The organism is Mesorhizobium sp. M8A.F.Ca.ET.161.01.1.1, assembly GCF_004792105.1.
Lineage (GTDB): Bacteria > Pseudomonadota > Alphaproteobacteria > Rhizobiales > Rhizobiaceae > Mesorhizobium.
The window spans coordinates 1-24,837 of the sequence record NZ_SRTD01000004.1; the positions used below are offsets into that span (position 1 = coordinate 1).

The following is a 24,837-nucleotide window of genomic DNA, read 5'->3' on the forward strand; positions in this document are numbered from 1 at the left end:
TGCTGGCGCTGCGAGAGATCATCCACTCGACCGCAAACGGTGTCCGTCCGCTCTCCGGCATGTTCACCACACGCGAAGCTGCGGTTGTGGAGGCGCTCAGGACAGGCAAGGCGAACAAGATAATTGCTTACGAGCTCAACCTGTGCGAGAGCACCGTCAAAGTCCACATCCGAAATATCATGAAAAAGCTCAAGGCTACCAACCGCACCGAGGTAGCGTACAAGCTTAGACAAATGCTGCTTTGAAGGCTGCCTCGGATCGGTCTTTGCCTGGCCGGCTCTGGCAATACAACTGCTGGATGGCTAAACGGCGGGCTAGCAGTTCGCCGTTCTGATCTAACCGAAGCTCGATCGCCCCGTTCGACCCTTTTCGCGCGACAGCCACTCTCGGCGGCTTTCGGGCGCGTTTCCGTCCCGCGCGACCAGGGAAACACAAGCCAGTATGCGCCATGAATCGCTGCTGGATTTTAGAGATGAAACTCAGTGCGTCGGTTGTCGCTTGGCGCCCACAGCGAAACCGCGTCCAGAAAAGCGCCGCATACGTTCGCGGTCCACCCTAAGTAAATTTGGCTTGGACTACGCCGAGCTAGATATACTGGAAAGGCGCCTGCGCGCTTTGGCGGTTGCAATCCGCACCGATGGAGCAGTCTCAGGCCGGATGCTCTTGCACCCACTCTCACTTGACCCGTTGCACGAACAAATCCTGCAAGCGGAGGGGTAGTTGCGGCGAGGCTTGCAATTCCCTACAGCTCTGTTCCCATCGTTGAAGATATTCGGCGATGGGAATACCGGTTCGACCGGGCCAGCGGTTTAGTGCGCCGAGCGCTTCGATGCAGCCAGGCGCGCGGTCGTATTCGGTGAGGATAGTCGCTGACATTGCTTGGGCGAATGGATTGAGGCCTGGGATTTCGATTTCGCTGCGATGATCGGCGAACCAGGCCGCCGCGTCGCGAGTGAGCCCCTGGCCATCGGCGAGCGCGGTGTAACCTCGGACGATGTTGTCGCGATACTCGGCAATGGCATCACCGAAAGCGTTGTCGCCGGGGAACGGAGAATTCTCCTTCCAGTCTTTCGCCAGGCTTCCCAGGCCACGCAGCGAAAACGCTTCAACCGTCGCTTCCTCGAGCCACTGGCATGGTGGCGCCGGCTTGGCGTCCGCCTGCCAGCTGTTGGCCATGACGTGTCCGAGCTCGTGCCCGAACTGATAGGCAAGCTTCGACCAATCGCGCTCGCCGATGTCGACGATGATCCACGCCATGCTGGTGCCGTCTGGATGCAGCCACACGGCCGGTTGCCCGGAGGTGTGCTCGTCGATACGAAGTCGCGTAGGCTGGCGATCGGAGAGCAGGCGTAGGCCATCCAGGCAGGCGTGCCGCATACGCTCGACGACCTGATCTGCCGCACCTGGAAGCATGCGGCCCCAGTCGCCTGCGAGTTCGATGGGGGCCGAAAGAAGGGTGACAGAGGGCTCAGTTGGGAGGGGCGGCATGGCTGAGTTGATCTCCAATCTGGGCCAAAGCCCTCCTGTTGCAGCCGCCGATCCTGCCACAACGACGACGCCAACCGCCAACTCTCGCCGCGTCATAAACTCTCCTGTTGGCAGAACAAATCATCCAGGCTAGCGCCTGTCATCCGGGACATCTCGTCAGCTATCACCAAACCGGCTAGACTTGAAACTGTCTTCAAATGGCGGCCTTGCTGCGAACTGCCTCAGGCGATGGAAGGGTACGACTGCGCGAACCGTCGATTTCAAAACAGGTCTAAAAGCATGATAGATGAAATTCATGTCATCAATCTCGATCGCAGTATCGGGCGCCTAGATATATTTCGCAAGTTAAACTCGCATCTTTGCAACACTCGGAGGTTCTCCGGGATTGACGGTAAGTCAGTTGATCGCGATCGGCTCGTCAGGGACAAGGTCATCGCTCCGAATCTAGATTATGCAGCCGGCAGTTTGGGCTGCGCTATTTCGCACGTGACGCTGTGGAGAGAAGCAGTCGCACGCCATAAAGTGATAACGGTTGCCGAAGACGACGCGATCATCTCGCATCAATTCGAACGACATACCAAGGCGCTCTTGTCAAAGGTCGGAGCCGATTGGGATTTTATCCTGTGGAGCGCAAGCCTGCGATGCTACGCCTGGTTGAATGCCCTTCCGGGCGGAACTGGTGCTAGGTTGGAGTTTTTTTCTGGCGACGTCATGACGCATGTTGCGGATTTCCAAGAGGCGAAAATCGAACCCGCTCTGCTCCGCGCGCATTATCTGCTGGGGACGGTCTGCTATTCCATCTCGCCTCGCGGCGCGCGTGCACTGTTGGATTGGTGTCTTCCGATACGACCAATGATCGTAGATTTTGCCGGTTTTGGACTGAGGCTAAACAATGCAGGAATTGATTGTCTGATGAACGGGGTGATGCCGTCACTCAAGGCGTATGTGTGCTTGCCGCCGCTCGCGATAAGTGACGAACGGCCCGAAGAATCGGTGCGGATAAACACGTGAGGAGCTTGCGCTCAGCCTGAGCCGCGGCGTCTTCGCCGAGCGGTGATTTGACGTCTCATGCCCGGTCCTCTTCCCGCAGCCGAATGAAGAAATTCAGATTGTTCGAAAGACGCTCATTGGTTGGATCAAGCTCAAGCGCTTTCCTGCCCCACGCGACGGCATGGTCCATCGCATTCAGGTGCCATGATGCGATGGCGCCCAGGTCAAACAGCCGAAATCCCCAGCAGTTCGGATCGTCCAGATAGCTTCCGGTGCGGTGCGTCTTCTCGATACCGTTGGTGCAAGCCCAAAACAGATTCAACCAGTCCGCTTTGCCGTGGAACTCTTCTGCCAGATCGGCCCAGATCTCGCGGCGGTGCGGCGCTTCCATCCGCGCCTTGTCCAGCCAGGACAAGCTCTGTTCCGGGCGCATGCGCGCGATATAACGCATGGCCTCAGCCCGTTCTTCGCCCCACGTGCTTGTCGGTAAGGCAAGGTAGTTCTCAAGCAACTGGACGGCTCGATCGTGCTGGTTGGCCCACATCAGGTCCCGCCCGAGCCAGAAGCAGATCTGTGCGTCCGCTGGATCTTCCTTATGTGCAATCTCCATCAGCGGCAGGTAAGTGCTCCTTGTTGGCTTGGTGAGGTCTTGCACCTCGAACATGACGATGTCGGTGCTGGTCGCCGTCACTTCCCTTTCTCCGGTGAAGACGAGGGCCTCATGGACTGGTCGCTTGAATCGATAGCCCCAGCGATGGTGAAAATTCTTCGCCGGCCAACTTCGCAACGGTGCCGGATCATCAACACTGGATCTATAGATCGTCTGGCAATAGAGGGCTGTCGTTTCGGCGTTCCAGGCCGCCTCCAACTTCGGGCGCCAGCCCGGTTCGAGAAACCGGTCCATGTCCATGGTGCAACACACATCGACGTCGGCAGGGATAAGAGCCATGGCGGCGTTGCGGGCGTCGTCAAAGCGCCACGGACGGATCGCTATCGGGTGCACAGTGACGCCGGCCGCGGTCAGCCGTCCTACCGTGTCATCGGTGCTGCCCGTATCGGCCACTATCCGGTAGTCCGCATCGACGGCCGAGTTGGCCCAACGTTCGGCGTTCCCGGCCTCGTTCAATGCGATGGTGTAGACCGCAACTTTCAACGAAGCGCTCCGCGATCAGGCATATCCGGCGTCTATTCTGTGCGCATCAACGCGGACCGAGCCCGCCCGGAATGACCTGTGGGGCTCAACGCACAAGGCCAATCCCTCCGCGCTTGCGGATCGCGACCAAGCCGCCGAGCAGATTTGCCCGGTTCAGCTCATAGTGGCTGTCGAAGAACAGGATCTCGGCGATTTGACCGGCAAGCGCACTCACTCCCAACGGATCGGCCGAGCGGGCACTGCCGTGCCGCTGAATCTCGCGCAGCAGGTTCTTCGTGAGTGCAATCTTGCCGGTGTCCTCGTCCGGCGGCTGCCAGTCGAGGTCTTCGATGAAATACCAGCCGCCCTCGGCGAGCAGCGGGAAGAACTCGCGAAGCGTGAGTTGTTCGTCGAACGAAGCATGGCTGCCGTCGTCGATGATCACGTCGAGCGAGCCTGGTTCGAGTTTCGTGGCCACCCTGTGTAGATCGTCCAGCTTGGACTGGTCGCAGATGAACGATTTGAACCTTTCGTTGTTGAACTCGGAAAAATCCGTCGAGTCGACGCCGAACACTTGGCAGAAGGGAAAAAAGCTCTGCCAAAGCGAGACTGATGGGGTCTCGGTTTGGTCGTCCGCCAACACGCGACACAGACCGATCTCCATAAGCCTCCGCAAGGAAAACCGCCGGCCTGACAGCAGGCGATCGTAGACCCTGGCATAGGCATGACGATTGCCGGTATGCCGGTTCTTGTCGGTATTGAAACGGTCAGCGAGGTTCGTGAGCGAGGGGAAACTGTGCAGGGGGTCGATCAGCAGTGCGTTAAGCGGCGCTCCTTCACCGTCCGAGCGAGCTTCATTGCGTGCCGTCCAAAGATGGATTCCAAAGACGCGCTCATCATTAAGATAGTCGGCCAACTGGGACAGCGGCTTGTCGAACTCGCTTATCTCGGTCCAATCGATCGGATTAAAGAGCATCGGCCCAAACACCCATTCGCGCAATTCGGCGCCTGCATCCGACGCAACGTAATCGGACAGCAACCTCGGACCGATCTCGCCGAATCCCTTTCCGGTGTCACCGAAGAACCGCTCGATCGACATTTCGTAGAGCACTCTTAGGTGGTGGCTATAAGCTTCAGCATAGATCACGTTGCCACAGATGAAGTGACCTTGGTGCCCGCCGCGCCATTGCAGATTGAAAAAATAATCGCCACGGAACGGGAATGGTCTCAGCATGACCACGTCGCAGTCCATCCACAATCCGCCATGCTCGTAAAGCACAGCGTACCTAAAGGCGTCGCTGAAATACCTGATCTCGGAGCCGGCAACAATTCGATCGAACAAGGCGCGCGGCATCACGTCGTCCGCAGTTCGGACCTCCACGCCGAGCGGGAGCAGGAATTCAAGCTTGTTCGGCGAATAGGTCCAGACCCTCACGGGATGGCCGGCCGCGCGCATCGATGTGGTGGCGGCAATCAACGTTCGATGCTCTGCATTGTCGGACAGCACCTCGTAGAAGCAGTGGATCTGCGGCAACGCGGCATCCCCTGTGCGCAAGTGAGACGCGATGCGGGCATCGAAGGCTCGCGATAGCGCGCATCGCTCTTGCGGCGAATCCGCCAAACGAAGGAACGGCGCCAGCTCGAGAAGGATTTCTTCAGTTCCTTTCGCTTCGCTCGAGGCACCGCTGCTTGCCGGTTGAGAAAGGCCGCCGTCAGGCGGGCCTGGATTGCCATTCTCGCGCCTCACAGGCTGATGGTCCGTTTCCAGCTTCTTCCGCACAGGGGGTCGTTCGTTGGCGCCGGCCGCCGAATGCATGGCCAGTGAGTTCCAGTGAGCCTCGCCCGGTAACAAGTTGCCTGTGGCCTGTAGCAGTAGGCGTACCTCCGATGCATCAACAAGGCCAATCCACGACTCTCTGTCTCCGACGCCATAGGAAATCAGCAGCTGTTCCTCATTCGGGTGCCATGTGAGGCCGGCTGCAAATTCGCTCCCCTTGTCGTTAAAGAAGAAGGGTCGGCTGACCTTCCCCAGGCGAGCTGCGTCGTCGAACCAGACGAAGCGATGCTGGTAGATTGGCCGAACTTCGTTCGGCCGCGTGCGCACCTCATGAACGAGTGCCAGCCACCCGCCGTCGAATACAATCGCCTGCGTGGCCCCCCTGAATTGTTCGCTACACAAAGCAGACGCGGCCTCCGAGACCGTTTGCCCTTGATCGTCGACAATGCGGACGGGGTCGCCCGCACAAAAGAACTGCAGCTGCTCACTATCGGCATCGATGCCAGCCGGCTTGACGAGGGGCATCCAGCTGGTGTCGAGCAGCTTCGTACCCAGGGGGTGGAGCACACGCCAATCGGTCATTTGGTATGGCCCAGGTCCGCGATCGTCGATACGCGCAATAACGGGTTCGCACCAGCTGTCTGCCGTCAACGCGCGCGAGCATGCGACAGTCCACAGTTGTTCGCGCCAAGCAAACACGCGAATGGCCTCGAAGCCTGGTTCTGCTCTGTCGGCGGCTTCTGCCAGGTCGGCCGGCGCCAGTATCTCCGTGGCTGACTGAACGACGAGATCGGCATCCAGGTGAACGAGGAAATTGCGCGTTTGGCTCGGCGCCTCTTCGGGCGTATCAGGCCGGCCATCTTCCTTCAGCGTGCAGTTAACGGTCGGCTGAACCAGGACGATCCGGGCACCCAATCGCGTTACTGACGGACTGCTTGGCCGGTGGCCGTCGGGGGGGGTGAAGCCGATAGGGCGCGCGCTGAACGACGGCATCGTTGTCTTGGCGGACTGCAGATAAAAGAGCAGGTTGGATCGCGCCAACTCCCTGGGTCCATCGCCGATGCTACGGTCCAGCGCTAACCAGTTGCACGTCGCGAAACCGCGATCCTTGCGCGCCGGGTCGCGCGCATAATTCGCCGCGATCGCATACTCTTCGCGCAAGCCTGTCGTGTAGACGAAATCCTCAAGGAACAGGATGTCTTCCTCCGGCCGCTTGATCGCCAGCCCCGCTTCGGAGAACAACACGCTGGCGTCGTTCATCCCCTTCTCTCGGTAAAACCGGGCCAGGTCATAAAGTGGCTCGGCGCGTTGCGGCCGTTGATTGAAGGCGGCAAGCGCCTGTTGAACAAAACCGGCCTCATCGCCGAGTTTGCGCAAGCAGCGCGCCTCCTGCAGGCGGGCGTTCCACGCCTCCTCGTCCCAACCGCCCATCGCGGCACGCTTGGCGTAGGCCACCGCCGCCTCCGCCGTTCGCCCAGCGTCGCGGTAGGACTGTGCCAGGTAGAACCAGTAGCGCTGATTTTCCGGATTCTTATCAAGGGCCTCCAGCAGAAGCCTGGCATCACGCTCGAACTTGTCCGCTCGGTTCGACCCGCTGGCGTGGTCCTTGTACCAGGCGCCCCTCAGTTCCCGCACGCCACCAGGCACGTCGAGATATTCGTGGGTCACGCCATGGTAGCGTGCACCGGCGTCGCGCCTGGCAAGACGTGTATTCCAATAGGCGAGGCCGGAATCCGAGCGCTGGAGCAGCCGGTAACCCGGGCCGTCGAGCCCATCTCGGAAGCCTGTATCCTCGACCATCAGCTCCATGTCGGCATCGTCGAACAGCAGATAGTCATAGGCGAGCGGCGAGGCATAGGCGTGATCGAGCGCGGCGTTGCGCGCCTGCTCGAAATTGTGGAACGGGAACTCATGCAATTCGCCAGGCAGGTTGTGGACGGCAAAGAACGCCTTGATGAAATCCTGGGTTCCGTCGTTCGAGCCGGTGTCGCCGATGACCCAACAGTCGATGTGGTCGACAACCGCCCCGAGACAGCGTTGAAGGTTCGCCATCTCGTTCTTGACGATCATGTTGAGGCAGAGGCGCTTACCGCTCATATGCTGCCTATCGACCCCCATGGCTGCGGGCTGAAGCGGTTACATTTGTGCCATGGTGCCATCGGCGACAGCGATCCGATACACATCATCCCTGCCTCGGCCATCTGGATGCTACCTCAGCGTGGTCCATTGTTAGCCAGCACCTTCCGCCGCAGCAAGGGTCTCGCGGTCACCTTGATCGCGGCTTTGCGAATTGCCCTGTAGGCTCGATCGCTACGCAGACACCCCCGCCGCGATATCAAGGGTTCGTCGCTGCCGAAGGCGGCGTATCTTAAGTCCCGGATTTTTCGGTGCATTTGGGCGTAATGCCCGCCATCTCGATGATTGCCAAAGGTAGTAAGTCATGGTTGGGCGTTTAATAAATTGCAAACAGGTTATTTACAAACTGCTAATTTTATATTTTACTAATATCTTATGTATGGGAGGGTCTCCGTGGACCGGCAGTAGGCCTGTCGGTTCGCGCTGTCTGCGAAGCCAGGAGAGTATCTGGAGCAATCCCACTTCGTGCGTGAGGGCGCAGAAAGTGTTTGGCGTGCAGGAAGACGTCGTAGGGTCTTGAATTAGGCCCGCGTTTTCCCAACCGGATGGTCCCTCGCAAGTAGTCGATTCCCTCGTGTGTTGGGAGTTGGCTGTGGTTGGTGTGATACCAAGTGCGAAACGATGCGTACGCGACGCAGGTTTCTGCTTCAATCAATCCCTCAACTATCTGCAGCTGGCCGCCAGCAAAGATTGCGTGGCGCTTGATGAGTGTTGCTCGGCGCCCTTTGGACCGCGGCGCGCAGCGAGTTCCACACCCACCTCAGTGAAGACAAGTGGACGGCGTTCGATCGGACGGCACGAAGAGGTCGTCAAGCCTTGTGCGCGCGTCTGGTCGCTCGTGCGGCGCCCGTCGGTTTACGGATCTTGCACGCAGCTCGAGCACCGGCAGAAGCTGCGACCGCCCTTAGCGAGCGCGGGCGCTCGGCAGCGATAGAAACCTAGGCACGAAACAAGACACACAGCGGCGTTGCCGCCGCCGACCGAGGAGGAAATGATGAGCTACATAGCAGGGTTTGCCGTCATGGAAGTTGCTGTTAGAGGCGTTTTGCCCATCGGCGACACGCCCGAAAATGTGGCTTATTTTATCCTTGACACGGCCAAGAGCGCCGTCGTCGGTCAGGTCATTCTTCCCAAGGCCGTCAAGCGAAGCCTCGCCGTCGCTGTCACCGTCAAGGTTCCGGCCGCGGCCGGTTCATTTGCGATTGGCACGTTTGATGATGGCGGGAATTTCCAGGCCTGCAGCTTCCTCCGGGTAGAGAGCCCCGCTGTCGAACATCCCGACGGCGCCATCGGGCCGTCCGGAAGATGAGGCCTCTCAAGTCGCTTATCCCGAGCCCTCGCCGGCGAGGCCGGTGGGCGGTTTCCGTTTGAACTGAGTTCGAAGCCAAGAGGAGCCAGTCATGGCCCGTGCCTCTGAAATTCTTTTTGTCGATACCTCGGTCTCCGACCTGCAGACGGTGGTCGGCAACGTGCGCCCCGAAGTTCAAGCGATTGTGCTCGACGACCGCTCGCCGGCGGCGCAGCAGATCGCTGCGGCGCTCGCGGAGCACGAAGGGCTCGATGCGATCCATGTTATGGCGCATGGCGCGCCTGGCCGCGTTAGCTTCACAAGCGGAGAATGGTCGGCCACCACACTGAAGGAAGATGCTGAGGATCTTGCCGCAATCGGCAGGGCGCTTGCCGCGGACGGCGAACTGCGACTGTGGAGTTGCGAGACGGCTTTAGGGAATGCTGGCGAGACCTTCGTTACGGCACTGGAACAAGCCGTCGGCGCGGACGTCCGCGCATCGAGATCGCTGGTTGGAGCAGCCAAGCTAGGTGGCTCTTGGGAGATGTCGGAACACGCGAACAAACCCCGGCCACCCCTGACCCAGGATGGGATGGTGTATTATGGAGGAGTTTTTACCGCAGGTGATTTGACGCTGACTGGATTAATAGATGGCTCGGGAAAAAGCATTAACACGTTTTACCTAGTAGATACGAATAACACTCCTGAGGCATCTGATGATCTCATAGTAGGAAGTTTTGTTCTTCCGGCTACTCCGGACGTTGCATCACATTTTTCCATAACTGTTACTGTTCCAGATATAACTCATACTTATCTTGTCTACGATTCAGGCTTTCGCTTGTACGGTACGCTAACTGCTGTCGCAGACATTGACCCCGTGATGGCAGGCGACCAACCTGGTTTCAGTTTCGCGACCACGCCCATCAATGCCGTTGGCGGATCCGGCAACAATGGCGATCATTTTGATGGGGGCAACATAAACGTAGCAAGTGCCGGCACTCCAGGCCCGACAGGCCCGACAGGCCCAACAGGCGCGACCGGCGCGACAGGAGCAACGGGCGCGACAGGAGCCACAGGTGCGACGGGCGCTACTGGTGCGACAGGCGCTTCGGGTGCGACTGGCTCGACAGGTGCTTCTGGCGGGACCGGTGCAACGGGCGCCACGGGTGCCACGGGAGCTTCAGGTGGGACGGGCGCGACTGGTGCGACTGGCTCGACCGGTGCCACCGGCTCGACCGGTGCGACAGGCTCGACTGGCTCGACCGGAGCGACAGGTTCGACTGGTGCGACCGGCTCTACCGGCGCAACTGGTGCGACCGGCTCGACCGGTGCCACCGGCTCGACCGGAACGACAGGCTCTACCGGAGCGACAGGTTCGACTGGTGCAACCGGCTCGACCGGAGCAACGGGTGATACCGGCTCGACTGGCTCGACAGGTGCAACTGGCTCGACCGGTTCGACCGGAGCGACAGGTTCGACTGGTGCAACCGGCTCGACCGGAGCAACGGGTGATACCGGCTCGACCGGAGCAACGGGTGATACCGGCTCGACTGGCTCGACAGGTGCAACCGGCTCGACTGGCTCGACAGGTGCAACTGGCTCGACCGGTTCGACTGGAGCGACAGGTTCGACTGGTGCAACGGGCTCGACTGGAGCAACCGGCTCGACCGGAGCGACCGGCTCCACAGGAGCAACTGGCTCGACAGGAGCAACAGGTGATACCGGAGCGACTGGTGCGACCGGCTCTACCGGCGCTACCGGCTCGACCGGCGCCACCGGCTCGACCGGAACGACAGGCTCGACCGGAGCAACTGGCTCGACTGGAGCAACAGGCTCGACTGGAGCAACAGGTGATACCGGTGCGACTGGCTCGACCGGTGCAACTGGCTCGACCGGAGCAACTGGCTCGACAGGTGCGACTGGCTCGACAGGTGCCACCGGCTCGACCGGCGCAACAGGCTCGACTGGAGCAACAGGTGATACCGGAGCGACTGGTGGGACCGGAGCCACAGGCTCGACCGGAGCCACAGGCTCGACCGGGGCAACAGGCTCGACCGGTGCAACGGGCTCGACCGGAGCAACCGGTGCGACCGGCTCGACCGGAGCCACCGGCTCGACCGGCGCGACTGGCTCGACCGGTGCAACCGGCTCGACTGGAGCAACCGGTGCGACCGGATCCACAGGCTCGACCGGATCCACAGGCTCGACCGGGGCAACAGGCTCGACCGGTTCGACTGGTGCAACCGGCTCGACTGGTGCAACGGGCTCGACCGGAGCAACGGGCTCGACCGGCGCGACTGGCTCGACCGGTGCAACGGGCTCGACCGGAGCAACTGGCTCGACCGGTTCGACTGGTGCAACGGGCTCGACAGGTGCGACTGGCTCGACTGGAGCGACGGGTTCGACTGGTGCAACCGGCTCGACCGGAGCAACTGGCTCGACAGGTGCGACCGGTGCCACTGGCTCGACCGGTGCAACCGGCTCGACCGGAGCCACCGGCTCGACTGGCTCGACAGGTGCAACTGGCTCGACTGGTTCGACTGGTGCAACGGGCTCGACTGGTGCAACGGGCTCGACCGGTGCAACGGGCTCGACCGGAGCAACTGGCTCGACCGGTTCGACTGGTGCAACGGGCTCGACTGGTGCAACGGGCTCGACAGGTGCGACTGGCTCGACTGGTGCAACCGGGTCGACCGGAGCAACCGGCTCGACAGGTGCGACCGGTGCGACTGGCTCGACTGGAGCGACGGGTTCGACTGGTGCAACCGGTTCGACAGGTGCGACTGGCTCGACTGGAGCGACGGGTTCGACTGGTGCAACCGGCTCGACCGGAGCAACTGGCTCGACAGGTGCGACCGGTGCCACTGGCTCGACCGGTGCAACTGGCTCGACCGGTGCAACCGGCTCGACCGGTGCAACGGGCTCGACCGGAGCAACTGGCTCGACCGGTTCGACTGGTGCAACCGGCTCGACTGGTGCAACGGGCTCGACAGGTGCGACTGGCTCGACTGGTGCAACCGGCTCGACCGGAGCAACCGGCTCGACAGGTGCGACCGGTGCGACTGGCTCGACTGGAGCGACGGGTTCGACTGGTGCAACCGGTTCGACTGGTGCAACCGGCTCGACCGGAGCCACCGGCTCGACTGGAGCGACAGGTTCGACTGGTGCAACCGGCTCGACCGGAGCAACTGGCTCGACAGGTGCGACCGGTGCCACTGGCTCGACCGGGGCAACAGGCTCGACCGGCGCGACTGGTTCGACCGGTGCAACCGGCTCGACTGGCGCGACTGGCTCGACCGGTGCAACGGGCTCGACCGGAGCAACCGGCTCGACGGGAGCCACAGGCTCGACCGGGGCAACAGGCTCGACCGGGGCAACAGGCTCGACCGGCGCGACTGGTTCGACCGGTGCAACCGGCTCGACTGGTGCAACGGGCTCGACAGGTGCGACTGGCTCGACAGGTGCCACCGGCTCGACCGGAGCCACCGGCTCGACTGGAGCCACCGGCTCGACTGGTGCGACTGGCTCGACAGGTTCGACCGGGGCCACCGGCTCGACTGGAGCGACAGGTTCGACTGGTTCGACTGGAGCAACCGGGTCGACTGGAGCAACCGGTGCGACTGGAGCAACCGGTGCGACTGGCTCGACCGGGGCAACCGGTTCGACCGGAGCGACTGGCTCAGCCGGTTCGACGGGTGCGACCGGAGCGACCGGCCCGGGCGGTGAGACTGGTGACCACCACCATGGCAATAACGGCTTTGGCAATGGCGATCAGGATGCACCTGGTAATTCCGGGAACCATAACAATGCCGAAAACGGCCCTGGCCACAAAGCCACCATCTCGGCCAATACGCTCGGACTGAAGGACTCGACGCAGTTCCTGCAATCCAGCTCTACCGACAGTAGTGCCGTCAGCCATGCGTCGTTCCGCCAGCTTGTCGGCCTGGCAGCCAGCTCCGTGACGACCGACCTCCTGAATGTCCTCAACACGATCAGGGGATTTGGTCAGAACCAGAACAAGCCGTTGGGTGCGAGTAACGACCTGATTTCGGACAAGACCAAGCAAGGTGCCGGCTACGCCAACACCGACGACACAGTGAAGAAGGCTCTGAAGGATATTCTGAAGCCGCATGAGTGAGCAGGAATGGTGACCGGACAAACCACAAAAGAGACCGGTCCAAGGGTAAGAAATGGTCGCGCGGGCTTTGCGAGAGAGCAAAGCCTGCGCGTTCACCATTTCCGAATGGGCAAGGGACGGTCTGCCCTGGGCACGACTGAACTTTGGCCTGCGTGCCGGAAGGGAAGTCCATGGTAAGCATCCCTTTTAACGCCGAAACCCGGCCGGTCCAGATCCGCACCGACACCGAAGCCGACGCGACCGGCAAGGCCGGCGGCGAGAGCGTAGTAGGACGGACTCCGGGTGGCCCCGCCGAGTTTGACCAGGTCGGGCCGCGCCTCAAGGCGATGCTCGCGGTCGCCCGCTATCATGGTGTCGAACTCGACCCGAAGGAATTCAGGGCGGCAACTGCAAGCCCGTTTCCAACCTCCACTGATCTGTCCGAATGGGCGCGCAACGGTGGTATGTGGTCTCGCGCCGTCCGCGTTCGCTGGTCTCACCTCTTGCGCTTTCAGGACACGGGACCCGTCGTTCTGTTGTTCAACGATGGGGGCGCGGGGCTCCTGATCGGGGCGAGTGCGGAGCGCGACCTAGTCTTCCTCAAAAGCGCGGACGCGTCTGATGATGGTCAACCCACCGCGATCGACGAGTTGCGCCTGTCGCAGGTGTGGACGGGCGAGGCGGTGCTGCTGAGACAGGCGCGATCCTATGTTGCGGCGGATGCGCCTTTCACTCTCGGCTGGCTCGTCGAACTGGTGGGGCTTGAAAGCCGACCCCTCCGGGACGTCGCTATCGCCTCGTTCACGCTCAGCGTGCTTACCATCCTGCCGCCGCTCATCGTCATGACGGTCGTCAACAAGGTGCTGCAGTTCAACAGTGTCTCCACGCTGTTGCTCTTATCGGCCATAATCGCGGTCGTCTTCGCCTACGAGACATTCCTAGGTCACGCGCGGCGATTGATCATCAACGTCGTCGGCGCGCGTTTGGACACCAAACTGCAGCTGCACGTTTTCAGTCGGCTCCTGCGCCTGCCGCTGGACTATTTCGAGCGTCATCCAGCCGGCGAGACGATGTACCGTCTCGCCCAGGTCTATCGCATCCGCGAGTTCCTGACCGGCAAACTGCTCGGCACGTTGCTCGACCTGATTACGCTGTGCGTGCTGATACCGGTGATGTTCTACATCAACGCCAAGCTCGCCTGGATCGTGATCGCCTGCGCAGGCGCGATCGTGGTGATCATTCTCGCCTTCCTCAAGCCGCTGCGCCGGAGGTACCAGCGGGTGATCGAAGCCGAGACATGGAAAGCGGCGGCACTCGGCGAAACTGTTGTCGGGATAAAGACCGTGAAGGCACTTGGTCTCGAGCCGCAACGCAAGGCGCTTTGGGACGAGCAGGTGGCGGAGTCGGGAAGGGCGCGCCTGGCCTTCGGCCAGTTCGCCAGCTGGCCGCAGACCCTGGTTACGCCGATCGAACGTGCCATGGTGCTTGGCACTATGCTGATCGGCGCCTATCTCGCGATGAACGACAGTTCGGGATATATGGTAGGTGGCCTGTTCGCCTTCATGATGATCTCCCAGCGCGTCGCACAACCCCTCGTGGGGCTGGCACGACTGATCGAAGACTACGAGGAGGTCGGGGCAGCGATCGGCGAGGCGGCGTCTGTTCTGAACCGGCCGCTGGAGAGCAGTTCGAATTCCCTCGGCCTGAGACCAAGGCTCGTCGGCGAGATCACGTTCAGCGATCTGACCTTCAGCTATATCGGTACGAAGACGCCCGCACTCGACCGGGTCAGCTTCAACATTCCGGCAGGGTCCATGTTCGGCATCGTCGGGCGCAGCGGGTCGGGAAAATCCACGATCGCGCGCCTCCTACAGGGGATCAATCGAGACTATAGCGGATTCCTCAAGCTGGATGGTGTCGACCTCAAGGAATTCAACCTGCGCCATCTGCGCCAGGGGCTCGGTGTGGTGCTCCAGGACAATTTCCTGTTCCGCGGATCAATTCGCGACAACATCATTGCCGGGCGCGCAGGCCTGACGCTTTCCGACGCCATGCGTGCCGCACATCTGGCCGGCGCCGAAGAATTTATCGAACGAATGCCTAATGGCTACGACACCTACATCGAGGAAGGATCGCCCAATCTGTCGGGCGGTCAAAAGCAGCGGCTGGCGATCGCGCGCGCCCTCATCCACAATCCGACCATCCTCATCCTCGACGAAGCGACCAGCGCACTCGACCCGGAGAGCGAAGCCGTCGTCAGTAACAACCTGATGCGCATCGCCAGCGGGCGCACGATGATCATCGTTTCGCACCGGCTCTCCTCTCTCACGGAGTGTGACCAGATCCTGGTAATGGAGCAAGGTAAGGTGCTCGACGTGGCATCGCACGCGACCCTGCTCGAGCGATGCCCCCTCTACAGGCAACTGTGGTTGCAGCAGAACCGGCACCTCGACGGCCGCGCCGGCCGCCCGGTGGCCGTACCGTCGCGGCTGGATTGACGATGTCACGCTGCGATCGATTGAGCGTGAGGATCGCCGGCAAATGGGCGATCCATAGCGGCGCCAACGCGCTTGGCGGCACGCCAAAAGGTGGAATGGGATAGCAAGCCATGAGCAGCAGCACCTCGGTCGCCATCCGCCCCCCCCGCCGGCAGCGGACCAAAACGAACGATCCGACCACACCGGCCATCCTCGAATTCCAGTGGCCTTCCACGGCGATCGCCAATGCGCCAATGCCGAGAACGGCGCGGGGCATCATCTGGGTTATTTCGAGTTTGGTAATCGCCTTGATTGCCTTGGCAGGGTTGATTCCCGTCGACCAGGTGGTGACGACCAGAGGGCTAGTGGTCTCACAATCGCCGAACATCATTGTGCAGCCACTGGAGACGGCGATCGTGCGCTCGATCGACGTGCGCGAAGGACAGCATGTGCGAGCCGGTCAATTGCTTGCCCGCCTCGATGCTACGTTTGCCTCAGCCGACCTCCAGTCGTTGGCAATCCAAGTCTCGACGCTTGAGGCCGAAGTGGCTCGGTTGAAGGCAGAGGCCGACGGGCAAGCCTTCAACTATGATGGTCTCGATCCAAGCTGGACCCTGCAGGCGTCCATCTTCGAGCGCCGTAAGGCAGTCTATGACTCCAAGCTCGATAGTTTTGACCGACAGCTTGACGAACTCAGTTCCGTGATCTCGCGATCACAATCTGATGCGGAAGGCTACCGCCAGCGGCTCAAGGTCGCGGCCTCGATCGAACAGATGCGAAAACAGCTGGAAGCAAGACAGGTGGGTAGTCGCCTCAATACGCTCCTCGCCGAGGACAACTGGGCGGAAATGTCCCGCTCACTCAGCAATGCCGAGCAAACAACAGAAGCCGCCAAACGCCAGCAGGGGGGGACGGCCGCCGACCGCAACGGATACATTCAGAGTTGGCGAGCGGAAGTCTCACAGAGCCTGTCGGAGGCGAACTCGCGATTGTCCGACGCCCGCGAACTCCTCAACAAGGCGAAGCTGCGCAAGCAGTTGGTCGAACTGCGGAGCGAAGCCGACGCTATCGTCCAGTCGGTGGCGAAGGTTTCGGTTGGGGCGGTTCTGCAGTCTGGTGAGCGCTTGATCACTCTGGTGCCGGTCAACGCGCCTCTCGAGATCGAGACAAACATCGTCGGCCGGAGCAGCGGCTTCGTTCATGTCGGCGACCCAGTGGTCATCAAGTTCGACACCTTTCCCTATTCGCAATACGGCCTCGCCCACGGCACCGTACGAGCGCTCAGCCCTGATTCCTTCTCGGCACGAGACCAGGTGCGCGATCAGAACAGCTCTCGGGCCATGCTGCCTTCTGATGCTGAGCCGTTCTATCGTACGCGGATTTCCATCGATCAGGTCGCGTTGCACGACGTGCCCACCGGGTTCGTGGTCAGCCCCGGCATGCCGGTGACGGCAGATGTGAAAGTCGGTCGGCGCACTGTGCTCAAATACATTCTTGGCGTGATGCTCCCGATCGGCCAGGAAGCCATGCGGGAACCGTAGGGCAGTTGGTTGGACTACGGAGGGGCCGCATCGATGGCAATCCTGAATCGGCTGACTGATCGCGCCTTCCCCGCAGTTGCGTTGCGCCGGGCAATCCAGCTCAGCGACAAGCCGGCAGAAGCCTTTCAGCACTTGGCGGTCGCGGCACGCGCGGGTCTTGTCGATGCCGAGTATCGGGTCGCCCGTTGCTATCTAGAGGGCTCAGGCGTGCCGGCGAGCCGGGCGGAAGGTAGGCGTTGGCTGCTGCGGGCAGCGAACCACGGAAGTGCTGACGCGCAGGCGCTTCTGGCTGCCCTCTATCTGGCCGGGCTGGTGGCCGCGGATGCTGACGGTCGCGATGCCAGCGTGAGTCTTTTCGAACAAGATTACTCTGGCGAACCTGACTTCGCTGCTGCGCTCGGTTTTGCCACGAAGGCGGCCGAGGCAGGCTCGGCAACGGGACAGGCGATCCTCGGTTACATTCTGGCCAGCGGCCCCGAGCCGATGCGGGATGAGGATGCTGCGCAGCGCTGGTATGAAAGGTCGGCCGCAGCTGGCTGCGCCGAAGGAAGTCTCGGCCTTGCCCTCTCGCTGGCCCGGCGCGGCAGGCCGGAACAACGGAGCAGGATTGCCGACGAGGTACGGCGCGCGGCAGATGCCGACCTGCCGACCGCAACCTATCTTCTCGCGGTCCTCACCGAACATGGGTTCGGAGTTACGAGTGATCTTGCTGCGGCCGCGCGGCTTTATCAGCAAGCCGCGGAGAAAGGCCTTGCCTCGGCCCAATTCCGGTTAGGGCTGGCACTGATCGACGGGAGCTTCGTCGCCCCGGATCCCGTGGCCGGGGAGGCGTGGATGCGGCGCGCCGCGCTGGCCGGCAACGTCGAGGCAGCCCACTTCCTGGGTGATCGGAACGCCAAGAGCCGGCCACCGGATTTTGCTGAAGCCGCAACATGGTATCGACGGGCCGCCGAGGCGGGCCACCAGGCCGCCGCGCGCGCACTGGCATCCCTGTATTTGACGGGAAACGGTGTTGTTAGGGATGAGAAAGAGGGGACACGCTGGCTGCGCACTGCAGCGGCCAGCGGGAACCAGGCAGCACAAGTAGACCTGGCCAACCTCGTGCTTCGAGGGGCTGGCGAGCCGGCAGATACTGCAAGTGTAGCCCGATGGTTCGAGGCAGCTGCATTGTCGGGCGACCTGACCGCTGCGTTCAATCTAGGGCTCTGTTTCACCAAGGGACTCGGTGTATGCCAGGACGACGGTCAGGCTGCGCGGTGGCTAAGACGGGCGGCCGAAGGCGTGGCCGACGCTCAATACATGTATGCGCGCATGCTCAGGGATGGGCGTGGCGTGGTGGCCGACGCGCATCACGCTCGCGCTTGGTTTGCCGAGGCGGCCGAAGGTGGCGTGCTGGACGCCCAAGTGGCACTTGCGGAGATGCTGCTCAACGGGGGCGGCGGCAAGTGCTTGCCGGAGACCGCCGTGAAGCTGTTCGAACGGGCCGCCGCCGACGGTCATGCTGGGGCAATGTTTGCCTTGGGAGTGCTGCACAGTTCCGGGGAGGGCCTGCACATCGATCAGGTGGCGGCGCAGAAATGGTTTGCCGCCGCCGCCGAACGTGGGCACGGACAGGCCCAATTCATTCTGGGCCGGTATCTCTCCAGAGGTCTTGCCGGAGAGCGCAACCCAATGGCGGGCCGCTTTTGGCTTGAGCGCGCAGCAGCGCACGGGATCCAGGAAGCGGTCGAGGAGCTCGCGGATTTTGCCCCGGGTTGAAGCAGGACACAATATGAGCAAGCGCGCCGCCGACTTTCTACGCAGATGGATTCTCGACCACTTGCCGCCGCGAATTGAAGACCCGCCCTTGTCGTGACCACCATGGCGGCCGACGCGTACGGGCTGCCGAGGGCCAAGGCATGACGGACCAAGAGATCGATCAAGAGATCGCAAGCGTTTATGAAGCGATCATGTATACGCTCGAAGATCGCGCGTCAGATTTGGCGGGTTAGGTAAAAGTTCCGGCCGACTCGAGGTGCGCCTGTGCGCCAGTGATCATCAGAAGCCGTAGAAGGCGCAGAGCTTTCGCCGCCAACACTGACGCCGCCCCTGGTTTCGCAAGCATCATCCTCGCGTTTTAACCTTTTCCATCACGGTGAGGGCGTCGGTTTTGCTATTCGCGTTCCATGGAAACGCCTGCTGTTCGATGATAGTCAGTCCGGCACGTGCGCAAACATGCTCGACAAATCCCCTTGGCATGAAGTTCCGCCAATCTGGATTTTCCTTGAACGTTCCGGTCGGGTTTTCCGAGTAGTTCGAATGATGAAGGATAGCTCGCCCTCCAGGCTTCAAGACCGAGGCGACTTCCAAGATATAGGACGCTACCGTCAGCGGTTCGAAATGAACCATCGAGTCGTAGCTGAAAACGGAGGAAAAACGGTCCTTTTCAAAAGGAAGGCTCTTTCCGTCCGGCGAAAGGATCACGGTCACATGAGATGCGCTTGAAAATCGTTTCCTAGCTAATTCGGTGGCGTCGACTGAAGTGTCGATCAACGTCAGCCGCCTGCAGCGGCCCACGATCTGCGCCGAATGGCGGCCGGCACCGCTTGCTACGTCTAGCACGTCGTCTAGATCCAGATATTGCTCAAACACTTTGCGAAAACGGCTGTCCGGCGCCCAAAACCAAGCCAGCAACTCAGGCTTCTCGTACCGTTCAAAGTACTCATAGTCAGAGGCACCAAGATTACGCCACGTATCGGCGATTGCCTTGAGCTCAGCGTCAGCCTCAGTCACAAGCCTTACCTCTTAGCACCCCTTATCTTTTGCTCCAGATTTTAGAGGAATTATCTGTCAAAGGCAAAGGCAGGAGCCGAAAGTGCCATCGTCAGCACGCAGATAAATCGAACTTTTTTTCGAAGGGCGGGGCAATAGCTTCCGCATCATACCTAGAATTCTGCTGGATCCTCGTTCGTGGCAGACGTGCGTTTGGCGCTCGCGCTGGTCTGGCCCTGCATCCGATCGCGGCCACATCGATGCTGCGGCCGCGCTTGAACATTAATGCGACGTCGGTTTCTCAGTTGCCGCCTCAAGTGCGTCTATCGCATTTCTCACAGCTTGGCGCTTAGGCTCGATTGGTTCATCAGGGCGGAAATGAGAGAGCGAAAGTGTGGTGAAGGCGACAGTCAGGACGCCGATGAGGTCTCGCATTCTGAACCGATCTTCGACATCGGCTGCGACCCGCCACGCCAAGATGGCATCCCTTCCGCTATGCGTATCTTTGCCGTCTTGCTCAAGATCCTCTCGAAGCATCGCCAACGCCGCGACCCGGTCGACAAGCTGCGTCTCCGGATCGACCAGCAGCTCCAGGTCTACGTCGATAGGCTTGCGTTCTTCGGGCCAGCCGGCACAGCATGCCTCCAGGGGCAGCGGTATGGGCCTCGCCCCACGCTTGTGCGGCGGCGCCGGCTTGATCATCCAACCCACCCTCAGGAAAACCGATGATGTCCCAGCCTTCGAGTGCAAAGGCGCCATCTGCCGCTTCCTCGGCTGTGAAACCGGCGCGCTCCAAGGCCCCCTCTGCTGCGGCAATCCCGCGTGTTATTTCCTCGGGTGAAGCGCCCGGAACTGACAAGATCAGAGCCATGACATTCTCCTGTGCCTATTTCAGCAATAGTGAACGAAAAGAGAACACTGAGTCAAGTCCGCGCTTGACGACAGAGGAATATGTTCCTTATTTCTGACGTGCATGTGAGCAGGAAGGGCAATGGGAAAACGCCATAACGCGCCGAGCGGCGAAGCTATGTCCAAGTTGGAAGAAGCTGCTCAGCAGGCAATAGAGTCGGCCGGCGGCGACGCTGTGGTTGCCTTGTTGAAGGCCCTCGCAAGAAACGCTGAACTCGAGCACGAGCTCGCTCTTTCGCGTGCGGCTGTGTCGAACGGCTTTTCCCGCGGCTGGCACAGGGCGCCGCCGTTATGAGTTCCGACGGGGAAAAGACGCTTCTCGAAACCATCAGCCGGTCACGGATTTCACCCTCAGCATGGCTGCCTGCCATGCGGCAATGCGTACGGCGACCAGGCATGCTGCTGGCCCACTTCAACAGCCGCCATGTGATGGAGAAACTCCTGACACCAGGCAAGGTAAAAATTCCGCCCCAGACGATCATCGACGGCAGCGTTCACGCCGGCTTGGACGTCTCCCTCGGGGAGCTTCGCGAATGGCACACGTTGCGGGCCTGGTGCACAAAATGCTCGCATCATGCCGCGGTGAAGCTGGCCGGGTTGATCCGGCGGTATGGAAAGGGTGAGCTATTCAGCACAGTCGAACCGGCGCTGTTTTGCACGAGTTGCGAGAGGGGTGGCCCAGTTCGGCTGGAAATCCACAAACTTCCAAGAAATTGAAAGGGAGCTGGCAATGCACGACTTGATCGACTTCTTCCAGACCAACGGGGCTCTGGTGATCGCCAACCCTCTGCCCTTCCTTACTTTCGCTGTCCTTTTTGGAGGCGGAGGATTCATCGTCGGCCGCTATTTCCTTACCGAACGCATAGCCAATCTTGAGAGCCGTATTGCGCGGCGAGATGATGAAATCGCGGCGCTGAAAACACGCAAGGGCAAGACGGCAGTGCCGTCACTGATCCCAATCATGGGTACCTCGGCAATTGGCGAAAACGACGTAACACCCATGCTGGCCAGATCGGCGTCGGCCGGGAACGCTGTCAGCGCCACCGCGTCAACGTCGTGGCTAAGCTTAGGCTGGCGGGGTCTATCATCTTCTGGAATTCAGACAGGGTCGCGGGAAAATTCCGCGCAAGATACCGAACAACGGGCGCGTTATCCATCAGGCGGTTGAGATAGCCGCGCGCTGCTACAAGTTCGAGGCCCCACGGACCAAGGTGCTCCGCGGCGTTCAAGAAATCCAGGCTTAGGGCGGCCAATTCGATTTCCATCGCTGCAATGTCGCTGGCATCGATACCGGCGAACTGCATTCGCGAGACCGAAGGCGCGGCGAGCTGCGTTTGCGGCGTCAGAGCGACCAACACTCTTGCCCAGTGGAGCCTCACTCTGTCCAGCCCGATCATCAGTCGTGTAATTTCTATCTGCCGGCTTGGCACGACTTTCCGTAGCAGGCAAAAAATGCCCGCTGGCACGGGGCCGTCTTCCAACAATTCGAGAGCGTCAAGGCAAATCCCCGCAACCAGCTGTCGGTTGATAACCGAGGTCGGTTTCTCGTCACCAATGGGAGCGCGATTGCCTCGGATTCTTTCCGCAAGCCGCATTGGAAGGGATCCAAGGCGTTCCGCTTCCATCAGCGCCCGAAACGCATTTACAGTCGTCAGTTTTCCAAAGTGCGCGGCTATCGTCTCCAGCCCTGCCTGCGACGCGTTTGCCTCTCGGATGAAGAGCCGCATTCTTTCGCATTGACAGTCGTAGGTGGCACGCAACTGGTATGAATAGAGCTTCTGCGGCCCCTGCAAATCACTGATCAGATCGACGGTGTGACGGCTGATCTTCACGGCCTGAGTCATGACAATGCTGGTCCCTCCAGACGAACCCGCCGCGCCAGCTCGACCAAGGGGTCCATCGACTGGAACAGAAACGCGTCAATGCCGGCGTGGTTGTTTGCCGTCAGCATAGTTGTGCGGCGTTGCACCTGAAACGTCGGACCGATCAGGTAGTCTCGGACCGAAACATTGTCAGGGTTCATTCTGATCAGCACAGAAATGTCGGCCTCGGGAAGGCGCTCCTGCGAGTATGCCCAATGAGGACAGCCGAAACGCTCGGGATGACAGCGCGCGATCCAGACCGCAACGGTGAATTCGTCATTGACGCTTACGAGTTTGGTCTCTGGGTCATAGCGCGCCAGTCCGCCGGCCAGGCCAATCGATGCCAGAAGGTCTTCAATGATTTTCCGACGGCGTCGATGAAGCTGGTCGTTGATGTGGAACCACCCATTGTTCGGGGGGTCAAATCCGACCAGTTTGTAAACCGCGTAGAGGCTTCCGAAACGCACCTGGTAGGTGCTGACGCTCACACAACCTGGTGCCGCATTGATAATATGTTCCGACAACTTTCCTCGCTCAACCAGCAGCTTGGAAAGATCTGCCAACATCCGCTCGTTGCTGAGGGGCGCGCGGGCATCCGCGACGGCCCTTGCGCGCAGAAACACCTTGCGGTCGAGGATGGGCTCGCAAGACTTTTCCGCGCGTACCCATGCAGACGCGGGATTTCTCGCCCTCTTGCCATGAAGCTTCTCGGATTTTCTGTTCCATACGATGTTGCCGATGTAGCGTTCGTTGTTCAGGACCGTATGCACCGTATTGCTCGTCCATGTCCGGCCCATCTCCGTAAGCACACCCCGCTTGTTGAGCGCGCGCACGATTTCGATCCGGGATTTGCCCTTCACAAACTGGCTGAATATCCAGCGCACGACGGCAATCTCTTCCGGCGGACCTGGCACCAGCACAACCCGGTCGGATGCCAGGCCTTTGTACTGTCTGCGTTTAAGGATGAATTTAGGCTCGCCTGCCTCATCCACCAGGAGGCGCCTGAGACCGTACCCCGCGAGGCCGCCCCCGCAGAAACCCATTTTCACCACGCGCCTTTGGCCGAGAAAGACCTTTATCGAAAGCATGCGGCTCAACTCGGCCGCCATGCTGCGCTTGATGGCCTTGAGCACGTCTGAACCGATGGTGCCATCGTTCGCGAACTGCTCAGCGCAAAATTCGATCCGTACGCCGGCCCGCTGGCATCGATATTCGTAAGAGGCGCTCTCATCAATATTCTGAAAGCGCCCCCAACGGCTTACATCATAGACCACCACGGTCTCGAAATCGGCTTGCCCGCTTTCCACATCCATCAACAGCCGTTGCAGGCCGGGTCGCCCTTCGATGTTCAGTCCGCTGCGACCAGGGTCCTCGTACGTAGCGACGATGTCGTAACCCATGATGTCGGCATATTCGCCGATGGCGTCTCGCTGGTTGTGGATGGAATAGGTCTGAGTGTCGGTCGACATTCGCAGATATTGGGCAGCCCGGATCCTTGGCCTCGATGCCGATGCCTTTGAAATGCCGGGGTTCGTGACCATCGCTTGGTTGTGCACTACGTTGCGGAAGCGAAAGCATACCGACATGGGCCTGTCGTTTCGTTATGGTTTCCCAAACAGTTTGTGTCGAATGGGCCGCTTCTGCGCAGTTACTCATCAGTGCCTGCGATTGGTTCAACCACCGAGAAACCATGTCTCATATCGTGAGCATGCGTGCCGCCGTTCCGCCGCAATGGAACCGCACGTGACGATCGATAGGGATTTCAGACGTTAAGGGAGACTTCACATGACCTTCCAAAAAGCCATTGCCGCCGTGCTTCTGGCCGCCGCGCTCGCTGGCTGCCAGTCGCAGACTGAGGGCCAACAGCGAGCCACCACCGGTGCGCTCCTCGGCGGCGCCGGCGGCGCGCTCGTCGGCCAGGCGATCGGCGGCAACACCAAGAGCACGGTCATCGGCGCGGCTAGCGGCGCGCTGCTCGGTGCCGTCGTCGGCTCTGCCACCACCCCGCAGCGCCGCGGGGAACAGCTCTGCCGCTACCAGGACCGCTACGGCCGCATCTACACCGCGCCTTGTGACGACCGCTACTACAACGGCAACTACTGATGTAAAGCCGTCCTGCAGCCTTGTTTTGGAGGACGGCTTCCAACTATCCTCCGCACTCAGCCGGGATGCGCTGAGATAGGCGTGGTCTCCCACAGGCGGCGAGACTGAACGACACTATTGCACCAGGACCGGCGCTTGCCGGACAGCCCTTCGGGAATCCCCAGCATGCCAGGACCAACATGTTTCTGAGCCAGATTTTGAAGCACTGACGCGACCTTTGCCAAGCTGAAGCCGGCTGAAGTCGCATGAGCATCCGGTCGCCCCAG

The 24,837-nt window shown here is 60.8% G+C and carries 17 protein-coding genes and 1 pseudogene; 9 read left to right on the top strand and 9 right to left on the bottom strand.

The genetic code is table 11. The features are described from left to right. The coding region (locus EN804_RS11505) for a LuxR C-terminal-related transcriptional regulator (protein ID WP_135919452.1) at positions 1-245 on the top strand (245 nt) is incomplete at its 5' end. A gap of 430 nt (positions 246-675) precedes the next feature. Here the strand turns inward: EN804_RS11505 and EN804_RS11510 are convergent. Then, positions 676-1,506, bottom strand: a complete 831-nt coding sequence (locus tag EN804_RS11510) for a hypothetical protein (protein WP_246693419.1) — start codon at positions 1,504-1,506, stop codon at positions 676-678. Between the two features lie 261 nt (positions 1,507-1,767). Here EN804_RS11510 and EN804_RS11515 point away from each other — a divergent pair, with 261 nt between their 5' ends. Next, entirely contained in the window at positions 1,768-2,499 is a 732-nt protein-coding gene (locus EN804_RS11515; RefSeq protein WP_189343601.1) for a glycosyltransferase family 25 protein, read from the top strand. Positions 2,500-2,554: 55 nt separating this feature from the next. Here the strand turns inward: EN804_RS11515 and EN804_RS11520 are convergent, their stop codons facing one another. Next, positions 2,555-3,631 (bottom strand): glycosyltransferase, encoded by a 1,077-nt coding sequence (locus EN804_RS11520; protein ID WP_135863550.1) that lies wholly within the window; start codon positions 3,629-3,631, stop codon positions 2,555-2,557. A gap of 85 nt (positions 3,632-3,716) precedes the next feature. Beyond that, complete coding sequence (locus tag EN804_RS11525; RefSeq protein ID WP_135919453.1) at positions 3,717-7,484, bottom strand: glycosyltransferase; 3,768 nt, start codon at positions 7,482-7,484, stop codon at positions 3,717-3,719. 1,033 nt (positions 7,485-8,517) lie between these two features. Between EN804_RS11525 and EN804_RS11530 the strand changes: the two genes are divergently transcribed. After that, entirely contained in the window at positions 8,518-8,832 is a 315-nt protein-coding gene (locus EN804_RS11530) for a hypothetical protein (RefSeq protein ID WP_127280955.1), read from the top strand. Between the two features lie 91 nt (positions 8,833-8,923). Then, positions 8,924-9,361 (top strand): annotated as a pseudogene (locus EN804_RS37200) (DUF4347 domain-containing protein); the annotation flags it as partial. A gap of 407 nt (positions 9,362-9,768) precedes the next feature. On the opposite strand, the gene EN804_RS37205 reads toward EN804_RS37200, so the two are convergent. Next, the gene (locus tag EN804_RS37205) at positions 9,769-12,576 is read right to left on the bottom strand and encodes a DUF4573 domain-containing protein (protein ID WP_189524497.1); all 2,808 of its coding nucleotides are present in this window, start codon (positions 12,574-12,576) and stop codon (positions 9,769-9,771) included. Continuing rightward, positions 12,491-13,045: a hypothetical protein gene (locus EN804_RS37210; protein ID WP_189524498.1), complete on the bottom strand. Its 555-nt coding sequence runs from the start codon at positions 13,043-13,045 to the stop codon at positions 12,491-12,493. The genes EN804_RS37205 and EN804_RS37210 overlap by 86 nt, the downstream gene beginning before the upstream one ends. 74 nt (positions 13,046-13,119) lie before the next feature. Here EN804_RS37210 and EN804_RS11540 point away from each other — a divergent pair, with 74 nt between their 5' ends. The 3 genes from EN804_RS11540 to EN804_RS11550 all read left to right on the top strand — a co-directional run bounded on the left by EN804_RS11540 (position 13,120) and on the right by EN804_RS11550 (position 18,704). Next, the gene (locus EN804_RS11540; protein WP_135863552.1) at positions 13,120-15,426 is read left to right on the top strand and encodes a peptidase domain-containing ABC transporter; all 2,307 of its coding nucleotides are present in this window, start codon (positions 13,120-13,122) and stop codon (positions 15,424-15,426) included. 110 nt (positions 15,427-15,536) lie between these two features. Beyond that, on the top strand, positions 15,537-16,946 hold the full coding sequence (locus tag EN804_RS11545) for an HlyD family type I secretion periplasmic adaptor subunit (RefSeq protein WP_135863554.1): 1,410 nt from the start codon (positions 15,537-15,539) through the stop codon (positions 16,944-16,946). Between the two features lie 33 nt (positions 16,947-16,979). Next, a complete protein-coding gene (locus EN804_RS11550) occupies positions 16,980-18,704 on the top strand; it encodes an SEL1-like repeat protein (protein WP_135919454.1) in 1,725 nt (574 codons plus the stop codon). A gap of 345 nt (positions 18,705-19,049) precedes the next feature. Here the strand turns inward: EN804_RS11550 and EN804_RS11555 are convergent, their stop codons facing one another. Next, positions 19,050-19,718, bottom strand: a complete 669-nt coding sequence (locus EN804_RS11555) for a class I SAM-dependent methyltransferase (protein ID WP_127279810.1) — start codon at positions 19,716-19,718, stop codon at positions 19,050-19,052. 261 nt (positions 19,719-19,979) lie between these two features. Beyond that, positions 19,980-20,399 (bottom strand): hypothetical protein, encoded by a 420-nt coding sequence (locus tag EN804_RS11560; protein ID WP_135919455.1) that lies wholly within the window; start codon positions 20,397-20,399, stop codon positions 19,980-19,982. A 603-nt stretch (positions 20,400-21,002) separates the two neighbouring features. Here EN804_RS11560 and EN804_RS11570 point away from each other — a divergent pair. Then, complete coding sequence (locus EN804_RS11570) at positions 21,003-21,323, top strand: hypothetical protein (protein WP_246693420.1); 321 nt, start codon at positions 21,003-21,005, stop codon at positions 21,321-21,323. A gap of 317 nt (positions 21,324-21,640) precedes the next feature. On the opposite strand, the gene EN804_RS11580 is transcribed toward EN804_RS11570, so the two are convergent. Together EN804_RS11580 and EN804_RS11585 are read right to left on the bottom strand one after the other, a co-directional pair. Next, the gene (locus tag EN804_RS11580) at positions 21,641-22,450 is read right to left on the bottom strand and encodes a plasmid partitioning protein RepB C-terminal domain-containing protein (RefSeq protein WP_127279814.1); all 810 of its coding nucleotides are present in this window, start codon (positions 22,448-22,450) and stop codon (positions 21,641-21,643) included. Then, positions 22,447-24,009, bottom strand: coding sequence for a recombinase family protein (locus tag EN804_RS11585; RefSeq protein WP_281404928.1), 1,563 nt, complete (start codon positions 24,007-24,009; stop codon positions 22,447-22,449). The genes EN804_RS11580 and EN804_RS11585 overlap by 4 nt, the downstream gene beginning before the upstream one ends. Positions 24,010-24,253: 244 nt before the next feature. On the opposite strand from EN804_RS11585, the gene EN804_RS11590 reads away from it, so the two are divergent. After that, positions 24,254-24,571: a YMGG-like glycine zipper-containing protein gene (locus EN804_RS11590; protein ID WP_127278430.1), complete on the top strand. Its 318-nt coding sequence runs from the start codon at positions 24,254-24,256 to the stop codon at positions 24,569-24,571. Positions 24,572-24,837: the final 266 nt, after the last annotated feature.

Excerpts from the sequence above, each read along its gene's own strand:
- EN804_RS11525 (WP_135919453.1), bottom strand. The coding sequence starts at position 7,484 with ATGAGCGGTAAGCGCCTCTGCCTCAACATGATCGTCAAGAACGAGATG.
- EN804_RS11570 (WP_246693420.1), top strand. The coding sequence starts at position 21,003 with ATGCTGCTGGCCCACTTCAACAGCCGCCATGTGATGGAGAAACTCCTG.
- EN804_RS11540 (WP_135863552.1), top strand. The coding sequence starts at position 13,120 with ATGGTAAGCATCCCTTTTAACGCCGAAACCCGGCCGGTCCAGATCCGC.
- EN804_RS11515 (WP_189343601.1), top strand. The coding sequence starts at position 1,768 with ATGATAGATGAAATTCATGTCATCAATCTCGATCGCAGTATCGGGCGC.
- EN804_RS11530 (WP_127280955.1), top strand. The coding sequence starts at position 8,518 with ATGAGCTACATAGCAGGGTTTGCCGTCATGGAAGTTGCTGTTAGAGGC.
- EN804_RS11580 (WP_127279814.1), bottom strand. The coding sequence starts at position 22,450 with ATGACTCAGGCCGTGAAGATCAGCCGTCACACCGTCGATCTGATCAGT.
- EN804_RS11550 (WP_135919454.1), top strand. The coding sequence starts at position 16,980 with ATGGCAATCCTGAATCGGCTGACTGATCGCGCCTTCCCCGCAGTTGCG.
- EN804_RS11560 (WP_135919455.1), bottom strand. The coding sequence starts at position 20,399 with ATGATCAAGCCGGCGCCGCCGCACAAGCGTGGGGCGAGGCCCATACCG.
- EN804_RS11590 (WP_127278430.1), top strand. The coding sequence starts at position 24,254 with ATGACCTTCCAAAAAGCCATTGCCGCCGTGCTTCTGGCCGCCGCGCTC.
- EN804_RS11545 (WP_135863554.1), top strand. The coding sequence starts at position 15,537 with ATGAGCAGCAGCACCTCGGTCGCCATCCGCCCCCCCCGCCGGCAGCGG.
- EN804_RS11585 (WP_281404928.1), bottom strand. The coding sequence starts at position 24,009 with ATGGTCACGAACCCCGGCATTTCAAAGGCATCGGCATCGAGGCCAAGG.